We start from the raw sequence: 11,000 nt of genomic DNA on the forward strand, positions 1-11,000 counted from the left end.
CGGATCCGCTTGAGCATGGATGACGAGCTCGACGGCACGAGCCTTGAGCTCGTCGGTGTACTTCACTGGCATGAGAGAATCTCCTTCTTCCAATCTCCCTGCCTCTATTATCCCCGGGGCGATTCAGTAGCTGCCGTCCCGTGAAATCCTCACAGCCTGGATAGGCCGGAACATATGGGCGTTGCCATGTTCCGGTGGCGCTGATGACCGCCGTGGTCTCTAGGGTGCCGGTATCGGTATCGACGAACAGTTGTCCCCGGTCCTGGTAGACATTGCTGACGTGGACCGGTCGGTGAACCGGTAGATCGTAGCGGCGTTCGTATCGGGTCAGGTAGTCAATGACATGATCGGCGGTGGGAAACGACTCGCCCTTCTGCGCAGGCATCGGCCAGCCTGGCAACGGACTGTACCCGGCCGGTGAAAACAGACGCAACGACTGCCACCCGTGCTGCCAGGCTCCTCCGGGGCCGGCGTGGTCGTCGAGAATGACGAATTCGAGACCCGTTCTGCGAAGAAAGTATCCAGCGGCGAGACCGGCCTGCCCACCGCCGATGACCACGACATCTGTCACCCGGTGCACTCAGTCTTGACTGAGTAAGTCGGTCACGAGCGCCTCGATGCGGGTCTTGATGTCGTCGCGGATCGGGCGAACCGCCTCGATGCCCTGGCCTGCTGGGTCATCGAGCTCCCAATCCTCGTAGCGCTTTCCCGGGAAGAAGGGACATGCGTCGCCACAGCCCATGGTGATGACCACGTCTGAGTCCTGCACAGCCTCGTCTGTGAGAACTTTCGGCTGCTCGGCGGTGATGTCGATGCCGTCTTCGCTCATCGCCTCGACAGCGATTGGATTGATGTGTTCGGCCGGGACCGATCCAGCCGAGCGGACTTCGATGCGGTTGCTCGCAAAATGGCGCAGATAGCCGGCAGCCATCTGCGAACGGCCAGCGTTGTGGACGCACACGAACAAGACAGAGGGTTTCTGGTCAGCCATAGGGGTGGTCTCTCTTTCGATCAGTTGGTGAGGGAATCAAGTAGGGCCTGGACACGGGTAGCAAGGTCGTCGCGGATGAGTGCCACGCCCTCGGGGGAGGCCAATGCCGGGTCGGCAACTGACCAATCCTCGTACCGGAGGCCGGGCACGATGGGGCAGACGTCGCCGCAACCCATCGTGATCACGACATCAGCCGCACGGATCGCGTCATCGGTCAGTGGCTTCGGGAACAATTCCTCGACGTTCTCCCCGTCGATGTCGCTGATGAGTTCGGCGACATTCGAGTTGAGTCCTGCTGCCGGAGTCGAACCAGCGGATCGGGCGATTACGCGGCCTCCTGAGAGTTGGCGTGTTAGGGCCGCGGCGAGTTGGGATCGGCCGGCGTTGGCGACACAGATGAAGAGCACCTGCGGAGGCGCGCTGGCTGTGTCCCGGGTGATGTCAGCCAAGCGTTGCTTTGCGAAGCGCTCGGTCAAGGGGACGAGGTAGCGAGTGATTTTCGCCGATCGAGCCAGGCCCGTGTAGGAATCGCGCACGATGCCGGTGACAGTCTCTGGCGACACACCAGCTGATGTTGCCGATAGGTCTGTGATCAAATGGTTGATGTGGGCCTCCACGTCGAAGGCACTGACAGCCACTGGCGCCTCAGGCTGCGGGTTTGGTGCGATGACGGCAGGGGCGAAACCTTCCAGTAGAGCGCTCACAGCGGCCTGGCGTCCGGCTGCGATGGAATACCAGACCCAGGTGCCGCGACGTTGAGACTCGAGCAGCCCCACTGTCTTCAGTACTTTCAAGTGATGAGAGACAGTGGGCTGGGAAACGTCGGCAAGCTCTGCAAGATCGCAGACACATGATTCCCCACGAGGGTCGGTGCTGATCGCTGAGAGCATCCGTAACCGCAGAGGGTCAGCGAGTGCTTTGAGTGTTCCGGCAAGCGTCGTCGCGACGTCGACAGCAATGGCGTGGGACGGATCTGGGGCACACGTTTCATCGTCAGTGGGGATCATAGTGGTTTCAGTCATGACGATCTCGCCTCCACAGCGTAGGGGTCGGTGCGGAACCATGCTTTCGCGGCCCAGAGTGAGACATAGACGAGGCCGACCAGGACAGGCACCTCGATGAGAGGGCCAACGACCCCAGCCAGTGCCTGCCCGCTGGTGGCACCGAAGGTACCGATGGCGACGGCAATGGCGAGTTCGAAGTTATTGCCAGCCGCGGTGAAAGCCAATGTTGTGGAGCGGGCGTAGCCAAGACCGAGGCTCTTGCCGAGCAGGAGCCCTGCGAACCACATGAGTGAGAAGTAGACCAGCAATGGCAGTGCGATTCGAACGACGTCCAAGGGTTGGCTGGTGATCTGTTCGCCCTGGAGTGCGAAGAGCAAAACGATTGTGAACAGGAGACCGTAGAGCGCCCACGGCCCCACTCGGGGAATGAACTTCTCTTCGTACCACTGAGGGCCGCGACGTTTCTCGCCGATCCATCGTGAGGCGAATCCGGCGATCAGCGGGACGCCGAGGAAGACGAGCACGTTGAGAGCGATCTGACCCATTGACACTTCCAGGCCTTGAGTATCAAGTCCCAACCAAGTGGGCAGGACGGTGAGGTAGAACCAGCCGAGGACTGAGAACATGATGACCTGGAAGACTGAGTTGATCGCGACCAGCACGGCGGTTGCTTCTCGGTCACCGCAGGCGAGGTCGTTCCAGATCACGACCATGGCAATACAGCGGGCCAGGCCAACGATGATCAATCCTGTGCGGTATTCGGGGAGGTCTGGCAGGAACACCCAAGCCAGGGCGAACATGACTGCGGGCCCGGCGAGCCAGTTGAGGACCAAGGATGAGATCAGCAGTTTCTTATCGCCGGTGACGGCGGCGACCTTGTCATAGCGGACTTTGGCGAGGACGGGGTACATCATGACCAGCAGACCCAGGGCGATGGGTACTGAGATGCCGCCGATTTCCAATTGGGAAAGCAGGTCAGAGACCCCGGGGATCAGCCGGCCGAGGAGGAGGCCTGCGATCATGGACAGGCCGATCCAGGCCGGCAGCCACTTGTCTAGTGTCGACAGGCGTGCAGGTGCCGTCTGTTGTGTGGTGGTGTCTGCGGTCATGCCAGGAGCTCCTCGATCTTGTTCACGATGTCTGGGCGCGGGTGTGCACCGATAAGGACGTCGCGTCGTTGGCCGTCACGGTAAAAGCCGAGCGTAGGAATAGATGTCACTCCGGCTGCTGTGACCGCTTCGGGATTGGTATCGGCATCGATCTTAACGACCTTGACTCGTCCTTCGTATTCGTCGGAGAGCTCGTCGAGTATCGGTGCGATTTGTTTGCACGGTCCACACCAAGTCGCCCAGATGTCGACGACTACGGGAATGTCGGAATCGATGACCTCGGTGGTGAACGTGGCGTCTGTGACTGTCGTCGTACTCATGCGGGGACCTCCAACAGGGTTTCGGTGTGGGACATGGCGGGTGTGGCAGAGAGGAAGTGTTGGGCATCTATGGCTGCTGAGCAGCCTGTGCCAGCCGCAGTGATCGCTTGTCGGTACCGGCTATCGACGAGATCACCGGCGGCAAACACTCCGTCTTGGTTCGTGGCTGTCGACGGGTGGGTGACCTGGACGTATCCATCGGGGTTGAGGGCGACCTGTCCGGTCAGGAGCTCTGAGCGCGGATCATGGCCAATCGCTACAAATACCCCCGACACCGGCAGGGTCCGCTCGGCCCCGGATACGGTATCGCGCAGTCGCAGCCCCTCGACGTGGGATTGACCGATAATCTCGGAGACCTCGCTGTTCCAAGCGACCTCGATCTTCTCGTCGGCCAGGACTCGGTCGGCCATGATCTTCGAAGCGCGAAACTCTTCGCGCCGATGCACGATTGTCACTTTGGAGGCGAAACGGGTCAGAAACAACGCCTCTTCCATGGCAGAGTCACCACCGCCGATGACAGCGATCTCTTGCTCTCGGAAGAAGAAGCCGTCGCAAGTTGCGCACCAGGACAGGCCGTGGCCGGTCAATCGATCCTCTTCGGGCAGACTGAGCTTGCGGTAGGCCGATCCTGTAGCAAGGATGACCGCGCGGGCGTGGAATGTTTCACCCAGGCCGGTTTCAACGGGCTTGACCTCCCCAGTCAGATCGAGACGGATGGCGTCATCAAAGATGATGCGTGCACCGAACCGTTCGGCCTGCGCACGCATTGCCTCCATCAGTTCTGGGCCCTGGACTCCATCGATGAAGCCAGGGAAGTTCTCTACTTCGGTCGTGGTCATCAGTGATCCGCCAGCGGTGACGGAACCAGCGAGAACCACCGGCGACAAACCGGCCCGGGCTGCGTAAACAGCAGCGGTGTAGCCGGCAGGGCCAGACCCGACAATCACTAACTCTTGAATCGACATGCTTCTATATTGACCTATATCAATATAGAGCGCAACCGCTAGGTCGTCCACTAACTCTCATACCCTTTGCCAATGCATGGCACCGGGCAGCGCTCACTCCCCGCGATCACCTGGCTCATCTTCAGCGCCAATGCTTACCGAGGGAGCGCCTCATGTGCGGGGACTGCTTCAGAAAATGCCGCGTGACAGGTTGAGCAACAGATCTCCCGCCCGTCCGGCAGCAGCCTCGAGGGGGCGCCGGTACCATTTCGATGAATTCGCACTTCTTCGCAGATCGTTGCGTGTTCTAGACACAGGCCGACACCGCAATGGACACACGCCGCGACTGCCCTCGCCATGATTTGCTCGCTGGCCGCATGCTCCCAGCAATTCATAGTCATCCTCCCTGATTTGAGAACTATCGATATAGAGCCTAATTAGCGTATCGATAACCGTCAATGTAGAGCGCTGATGCGATTGAGCCACCCGGCTCGCTAGTGCCGCGGAGGCAGCCGCTCGCACAATTGCATTCTCGTCGGTGGCACTGTGGGAAGTTTGAGATCTCAGCCCAATCGGCTCGGGTTTGAGACCCCGCATCCGGCAAGGTTACTGCCAGAATGTGAGCGGAACGCGGTAGCTGCCTGAAGCTGGCCCTAGGGAAGTGCATGCAGTCGACATCTGAAAAGCGTGCAGCCGCCTTTTGAATCTGACAGGGACTGATGCGGGTCGGGCGACGCTAATATGACTTGGCCACGTACAGGCGTCTCATAACTCTTCCGCCTCAAAACCCTTCTACTTCAAACCTCTTGCGCCTGCTGGGCGCATCTATTGAAGGGTGGAGAACCAGGTGGTCAATACTGTCGGCAACAAGTTCGGATGCATCGGACTGTTCCATCAAGGCAATTTGAGTGGCGTCTCTATATCTGCGAGGAATATCCGGGATAATTGACGCACAGCTAGTGAGAGGTAGAGGAACCTAGATGACTGAGCAGGTCAACGAAATAGTGCCGGTTCTTCAGCTTCTTCTGAACACCGCGGCACTCGCTGGTGGTGCTATCGCTTGGAAACTGTACGTCGCGAACTTGCGCGCAGCTGGTCAGGCGAAAGACATGACTATCGAGGTTCACTTCGAGTCGAAGTACTCCTGGTAGACCTGTTTGGCAACGAACTGTGGCTTGGACTCAAGTTTCCCATCGTCTGGGTAGGCAAACTTGAGGGGACTATCTGTCCGGAAATTTAGCATGCGGTCAACACCGGGGGCATCGATCTCTGCCAACGAGACAGTGTAAGGGGGCGAATCAAATTTCACTTCCCAAATGGGCAAATACTCAGATGAAATGAACGTAACCGAGGCTTCGATGTCCTCCGAGCAGTCCGCTGGTGTGTCGCTGGTACCTTCGGCGACGCTAAACGTCGTGACTGCCACCGATGAAACTAGATCGTCGGGGACCTTAGTTCCTGCGGGTCGTGGCAATCCGACCAGCAGAAATGCTTTGTCTTCCATTGATGGAGTCAGTGTTCCGTCAGGCTCTCGAGTGATGCCTTCGGCCGGAGGCCGTTCTACTGGTATACCGGTGCTTACCAAGTCAACAGTATCTCCGTCCGGGAGATCGGCTGGAACAGACTCGTACCCGACTAAGCCCTCGCAGGGGGAGGCCGCAGGAGTCGACTCTGATGGAGATGACTCATCGTTGCTGTCATCTGCTGTGCATCCTGAGAGTCCAACGAACATTACCAGAGCCAGCAGACCTGGAACTGGAGTCTTCCAGAAGGTCATAGACCCCTCTCTCTAGTTGAAACGACGATCACACTTTACGCCGGATCCGTCGCACTATCTGATGACGTGTGCCCGTTCTTCATCTCGACGCAGTACCGGTTCTGAGGCATGCTCACCGATGGTTGTGTCGAGCGAACTGTCGACAAGTTCGAGTTCCCCGACGTGCATTCAGGGACAGCTCGACAACTCGCAGAAGTCCTCGACGGACTCGATGGGCGGTTCATGTCGGAGTTGATCCGCGATCCTGATAAGGGGCAGGAAGCGATGCTCGATCGTGACGTGTTGCAGCAACGTGCCCTTGAGTGGGTGCAGGGGTCCGACTCTGGTGCTGTGGTCGAGGTGGCTATGGGCTCATCGCCGGCGTCTTCTGTAATCCCGCAGAACAATTAGAGTGCCACAGAAAGCCAAGGGTGCTTCAGTCAGCCAGAGCGGGAGGACGATAAGCCAGGCCAGTCCGAGGAGCACGAAGACGGACACTGCGAGGGCCTGCTAGGTCGTCACTCTCATCTGGTCCGGTCAATTTCTGATCGGCAAAGAAGCACTCCACTCGACGCTGCAGCAAACACGAAACTCCCAGTCTATCGACTAGTTTGGTATGAATGCGTAGGGCTCATCGGCCACGGCATTGAAGCCATCACATTCGCGCTCAGCGCCGCCGTACTCGACCACTGCGGCTTAGCGTGTGGTCAGAAGATTCTTCTCCGGTAGTGGTCCGTGTGCTCTCGGGTTCTGACATCTGTGCAGCCGCCTTTTGAAACCGACAACGGCGTACGACAGCAGCAGAATGCTGTTGTGATTTTCAGAAGCCGTCTGCACGTCCAGCCCCGAGTTCTCGGGGTTGTGCAGTCGGCTATTGAACGCTAATCGTTCAGTACTCGTGTGCGCAACGATGTGAATTCTCAGAAGTCGCCTGCACGAAACAACCTCGTCCCAGGCGGACACCGTGACCGGTGTAGGCATTCCGCGCTTTCGAGGGCGTTGATCTGCAGGTCCGCGCTCTGGTCCCCGGTACTGACTGGCGCATATTGTCGTTTTCAGAAGCCAACTGCACGTCCAGCCCCCGTGTTATCGGGGTTGTGCAGTCGGCTTCTGAACTCTGGTCGTTTCGGTCACTCGTTAGGCCCACCGAACAATGGCGGTGGCGGTCAGCCGATGACGGCCAGGAGGTCAGTGCAGGCCTGTTCGCAGCGGCGGCATGCTTCAGCGCAGACGCGACAGTGCTCGTGCATGTCGGCGTGCTTCTCACATTCGGCTGCGCACTCTGCGCAGGCTGTCCGGCAGGCTTCGAGGACAGCTTTGACTGTGGTGAGGTTCTGCCCGGTACGGCGGCTGAGGATGCTGCCCGTGGTGGCGCAGATATCGGCACAGTCGAGGTTGAGGCGGATGCAGGTGCGCAGGTCTGCGACCATGTCTTCGGCCAGGCAGGCGTCGGCACAGGCGGTGCAGGTCTGGGCGCATTCGAAACAGGCGGCGATGCAGTCGGCAAGTTTCTGGACGTCGAGGTCAGCGGTGCCGTTGGGATGGGTTTCGATCATCGAGCTGATGTGAGTCATCGGAGTACTCCTTCTTCTCGCAGTTGATCGGTACCGGAAAGATTGACCGGCCCATGTTCGACGCTAGTGATCCGTCGCGGGGGAGCACAGCCCCTGGCAGCCGATCTTCGCGGAATCTTCACAATGGCGCTCGTGCTGGTGTAGGGGCTGCATCGGTCAGCTGACCTTGGTCGTGGTTGCTGCTAGAGCTGGACCGGTGATCATCCTGCTCGTCATCGGTGTTGCCTGAAGGAGTGAGTCCATCCTGGGCCAAGCGGTCGGCGGCGTGCGAGATCGCGTCGGTCATGATGTTCAGCGCCTCCTCGTTGATGTTGCTGATGTCATCACCTGAGGTGTGGTAGTTGGGATCACGTGGCTGCCCTGCTGTTCCGCCGAAGAGGGCGGCGTCCTTCCGGGATTTGCTCTCGCTGCTTCCGGTGAACAGCCCGCCCACTGCAACATCTTCCTCGATGAACGCCATTTGATCGGAAGCGAAGTTCCAATGGGTAGTCGACCAGCGCTGCTCACGGGCGTCGAAGTAGTCGGTGAGAACGTCCATGATCGCCACCGACCCGTCAGGCACGGCGGGACCGGGATCTGACTCCCGTGCGTTGTAGACCGCGATGACGTAGTTGGGCGAGGCGATCATGTCGATGTTGATGTAGGCGGTGATGCGGTCGAGTTTGAATCGCCCCGGGTCTGGTGGAGGCTCTGATCCCACGGGAGGATGAGGAGCATGGCAGCACCGAGGAAGTACCCCGATGAGCTTCGGGAGAGGGCCACGAGGATGGCCGTGGACGCGCGGCGGGATCCAGCGACGAAGTCAGGCACGTTCCGTCGTGTGGGCGAGCAGCTCGGGATCAATCCCGAGACTCTGAGGAACTGGGTCGTGCAGGCCGAGATCGACGAGGGCCACCGGCCCGGAACCACGACCGGCGACGCCGAGCGGCTCGCTGAGTTGGAGAAGGAAGTGCGCGAGCTGCGCCGGGCGAACGCGATCCTGCGGTCGGCCTCGGCTTTTTTCGCGTCAGTACCAGACTGAGGGTGTCCCGGCGGGGCTGGCTCGTTTATTCGCTGCTTTCGTAGCTTGTCCGCGATGTGCCGTCCCGCCGGGGCCCGCGGTGCTGGAAGTGGGCGTGGCCTGATAGGAGCCTGCTGGATCGAATGCCCAACTGAGGCGTGCCCGTCTGCGTTCGGCACCGCAGCTCGAGCAGCACCGGACTGGGAAAGGGACTGTCATGACTGTCATCGGGATCGACGCTCACAAGGACTGGCACACGCTCGTCGCGGTGGACGAGGTGGGCCGGAGGATCAAAGAGCTCACGGTCGAAGCACGTGCCGTGGGGCATCGGAAGATCTTGACCTGGCTGGAAGGCTTCGAGACCGTCACCGTCGCGGTCGAGGACTGCCGCCACCTGACCCGTCGGCTCGAGGCTGACCTGCTCGAGGCCGGCCATCGAGTCGTTCGCGTGCACACCAGGTTGATGGCTGGCATGAGGCGCAGCAGCCGGGAACGCGGCAAATCGGATCCTATTGATGCGGAAGCCGTGGCCCGGGTAGCACTTCGCGAAGAGGGCTTGCCGACCGCTGAGCTGCCGGGCACTTCCCGGGACATCAAGCTTCTGTCGGACCATCGCAGGAGCCTGGTTGCACGGCGCACAGCGATGCAGTCCAAGGCACGCTGGTTCCTCCACGAAATCGATCCTGAGCTGGAGATTCCCTCTCGTGCTCTGCGCCGGTACCACCTCCTGGACGAGCTGGTCGAGTACCTGGCGACAGCTGACGGAGCGGTCGCCGAGATCGCTCGCGACCTGCTGGTCGATATTCGCGAGCTGACAGTCAGGATCAACACGCTCGAGAGCCGCTTGAGCCGGCTGGTGCGGGCCGACCATCCCTCACTGGTCGCTGTCCCGGGCATGGGTACCTTGGGCGCAGCGATGATCATTGGCGAGACAGCGGGGATCGCCAGGTTTCGCTCCCGCGATGCCTACGCAAGATTCAACGGCACTGCGCCGATCCCGGTCTGGTCAGGGAACAAGGTGCGTGTTCGACTCTCGCGTGGAGGGAACCGCACGATCAACACCGCCCTGCACATGGCTGCCCTCACTCAGATTCGAATAGGCGCGGAAGGCGCCACCTACTACGACAAGCTCATTGCCGCCGGCAAGACTCGCAAAGAGGCGCTGCGGCTCCTACGACGTCGACTCTCAGATCGCATCTACGCCGCGCAGAGGGCCGACCTGGCCCCTGTCACCCAGACGCCCGAGGGTGGTGCCCCATTGGAGGAGCAGTCGCCGATCGAGCATCCTGCGTCGTCGATGCCGCTCATGGCCGCCTGAGCGATCCAACTTGACATAGGAGCATCGCGGAGCTCGACCGCCCACCGCGATGATCGTGACGTTCATCGACCAGCACAAGCACGAGTTCGGCGTCGAGCCGATCTGCCGCACGCTCACCGCAGCGGGCACCCAGATCGCGCCGAGCACCTACTACGCCTTCAAGACCCGCCCGCCCTCGAAGCGGACGCTGCGGGACGAGGAGCTGCTCGCGCAGATCCGGCGCGTGCACGCGAAGAACTTCGGGGTCTACGGCGCGAAGAAGCTCCACGCTCAGCTGCGCCGAGAAGGCGTCGCAGTCGCGCGCTGCACCGTGGAACGGCTCATGAGAGCCGAAGGTCTGCGCGGCATCAGCCGAGAGAAAGGCCCTCGGACCACGCGCCCAGGCGACGGCCCAGGTACACGTCCTGACCTGGTCGAACGCAACTTCACCGCGACGGCCCCGAACCAGCTCTGGGTCGCCGACATCACCTACTGCCGCACGTTCGCGGGATGGGTGTATGCCGCGTTCATCATCGACGTTTTCTCCCGCCGTGTGGTCGGCTGGCAGCTATCGAAGTCGCTGCGGACCGACCTCGCCCTGGACGCGCTGGAGATGGGGATCTGGACCCGTGAGCACGCAGGTCACGACGTCTCCGGGCTCACGCATCACAGCGACAAGGGCGTCCAGTACATCGCCGTCCGCTACACCCAGCGCCTCGCCGAAGCCGGGGCCGTGGCCTCGGTCGGCTCGACCGGCGATTGCCTATTATCCGGCTATTACTATCATTGCTCCAGGTCAGCGACACACCGTGAATTGAGCTTTACAGCGTGACGTGACTCACTTCTGATACACCTGTGTCCATGAGCAGCGAACAGGGTCTGCGACTTACACAAAGCGGTGAAGGTTGGGAGCTGGCCGGACCAGACGCGTCGCGATTCGAACTCGTCAACGAATACCTCAGCCATCTGCTGGATCGCAACTACTCGCCAGCGACGGTGCGGGCA

12 protein-coding genes, 1 pseudogene and 1 other annotated feature are annotated in these 11,000 nt (G+C 60.6%); of the genes and pseudogenes, 3 read left to right on the forward strand and 10 right to left on the reverse strand.

Features of this window, described 5'->3' with window-relative positions:
- From BANT918_RS16655 to BANT918_RS16705, 10 genes are all read right to left on the reverse strand, one after another.
- A partial coding sequence (locus BANT918_RS16655; RefSeq protein WP_324761580.1) for an FAD-dependent oxidoreductase occupies positions 1 to 580 on the reverse strand: 580 nt, incomplete at its 3' end.
- A complete protein-coding gene (locus tag BANT918_RS16660; protein ID WP_101621204.1) occupies positions 581 to 991 on the reverse strand; it encodes an arsenate reductase ArsC in 411 nt (136 codons plus the stop codon).
- 20 nt (positions 992 to 1,011) lie between these two features.
- Positions 1,012 to 2,013 (reverse strand): metalloregulator ArsR/SmtB family transcription factor, encoded by a 1,002-nt coding sequence (locus BANT918_RS16665; protein ID WP_101621205.1) that lies wholly within the window; start codon positions 2,011 to 2,013, stop codon positions 1,012 to 1,014.
- A complete protein-coding gene (gene arsB, locus BANT918_RS16670; protein ID WP_101621206.1) occupies positions 2,010 to 3,104 on the reverse strand; it encodes an ACR3 family arsenite efflux transporter in 1,095 nt (364 codons plus the stop codon). Before arsB ends, BANT918_RS16665 begins: the two co-directional genes overlap by 4 nt.
- Positions 3,101 to 3,424 carry a thioredoxin gene (gene trxA / locus BANT918_RS16675; RefSeq protein WP_101621207.1) on the reverse strand — a complete coding sequence of 108 codons (324 nt, stop codon included), beginning with the start codon at positions 3,422 to 3,424 and terminating at the stop codon, positions 3,101 to 3,103. The genes arsB and trxA overlap by 4 nt, the downstream gene beginning before the upstream one ends.
- On the reverse strand, positions 3,421 to 4,389 hold the full coding sequence (gene trxB, locus BANT918_RS16680; protein WP_101621208.1) for a thioredoxin-disulfide reductase: 969 nt from the start codon (positions 4,387 to 4,389) through the stop codon (positions 3,421 to 3,423). The genes trxA and trxB overlap by 4 nt, the downstream gene beginning before the upstream one ends.
- Before the next feature lie 134 nt (positions 4,390 to 4,523).
- Positions 4,524 to 4,769, reverse strand: coding sequence for a DUF2180 family protein (locus tag BANT918_RS18180; protein WP_101621209.1), 246 nt, complete (start codon positions 4,767 to 4,769; stop codon positions 4,524 to 4,526).
- A gap of 722 nt (positions 4,770 to 5,491) precedes the next feature.
- Positions 5,492 to 6,145: a hypothetical protein gene (locus BANT918_RS17280; RefSeq protein WP_145997012.1), complete on the reverse strand. Its 654-nt coding sequence runs from the start codon at positions 6,143 to 6,145 to the stop codon at positions 5,492 to 5,494.
- A 1,145-nt stretch (positions 6,146 to 7,290) separates the two neighbouring features.
- Positions 7,291 to 7,698: a four-helix bundle copper-binding protein gene (locus BANT918_RS16700; RefSeq protein ID WP_101621212.1), complete on the reverse strand. Its 408-nt coding sequence runs from the start codon at positions 7,696 to 7,698 to the stop codon at positions 7,291 to 7,293.
- A 118-nt stretch (positions 7,699 to 7,816) separates the two neighbouring features.
- On the reverse strand, positions 7,817 to 8,398 hold the full coding sequence (locus BANT918_RS16705; RefSeq protein WP_233430565.1) for a M28 family peptidase: 582 nt from the start codon (positions 8,396 to 8,398) through the stop codon (positions 7,817 to 7,819).
- Between the two features lie 15 nt (positions 8,399 to 8,413).
- On the opposite strand from BANT918_RS16705, the pseudogene BANT918_RS16710 reads away from it, so the two are divergent.
- From BANT918_RS16710 to BANT918_RS16720, 3 genes and pseudogenes are all read left to right on the forward strand, one after another.
- A pseudogene (locus BANT918_RS16710) lies at positions 8,414 to 8,701 on the forward strand (transposase); the annotation flags it as partial.
- 214 nt (positions 8,702 to 8,915) lie between these two features.
- Positions 8,916 to 10,016 (forward strand): IS110 family transposase, encoded by a 1,101-nt coding sequence (locus tag BANT918_RS16715; protein WP_010534158.1) that lies wholly within the window; start codon positions 8,916 to 8,918, stop codon positions 10,014 to 10,016.
- Positions 10,017 to 10,036: 20 nt separating this feature from the next.
- Positions 10,037 to 10,158: a sequence feature (AL1L pseudoknot), on the forward strand.
- Entirely contained in the window at positions 10,072 to 10,827 is a 756-nt protein-coding gene (locus BANT918_RS16720; protein WP_167389517.1) for an IS3 family transposase, read from the forward strand. Its footprint overlaps the feature before it by 87 nt.
- The last annotated feature ends 173 nt before the right edge of the window (positions 10,828 to 11,000 follow it).

This window comes from Brevibacterium antiquum CNRZ 918 (genome assembly GCF_900169145.1).
Classification (GTDB): domain Bacteria; phylum Actinomycetota; class Actinomycetes; order Actinomycetales; family Brevibacteriaceae; genus Brevibacterium; species Brevibacterium koreense.

Bases quoted from the DNA above. Each gene is read 5' to 3' on its own strand.
- BANT918_RS16700 (WP_101621212.1), bottom strand. From the start codon at position 7,698: ATGACTCACATCAGCTCGATGATCGAAACCCATCCCAACGGCACCGCT.
- arsB (WP_101621206.1), bottom strand. From the start codon at position 3,104: ATGACCGCAGACACCACCACACAACAGACGGCACCTGCACGCCTGTCG.
- BANT918_RS18180 (WP_101621209.1), bottom strand. From the start codon at position 4,769: ATGACTATGAATTGCTGGGAGCATGCGGCCAGCGAGCAAATCATGGCG.
- BANT918_RS16715 (WP_010534158.1), top strand. From the start codon at position 8,916: ATGACTGTCATCGGGATCGACGCTCACAAGGACTGGCACACGCTCGTC.
- trxA (WP_101621207.1), bottom strand. From the start codon at position 3,424: ATGAGTACGACGACAGTCACAGACGCCACGTTCACCACCGAGGTCATC.
- BANT918_RS16665 (WP_101621205.1), bottom strand. From the start codon at position 2,013: ATGACTGAAACCACTATGATCCCCACTGACGATGAAACGTGTGCCCCA.
- BANT918_RS16660 (WP_101621204.1), bottom strand. From the start codon at position 991: ATGGCTGACCAGAAACCCTCTGTCTTGTTCGTGTGCGTCCACAACGCT.
- BANT918_RS17280 (WP_145997012.1), bottom strand. From the start codon at position 6,145: ATGACCTTCTGGAAGACTCCAGTTCCAGGTCTGCTGGCTCTGGTAATG.
- trxB (WP_101621208.1), bottom strand. From the start codon at position 4,389: ATGTCGATTCAAGAGTTAGTGATTGTCGGGTCTGGCCCTGCCGGCTAC.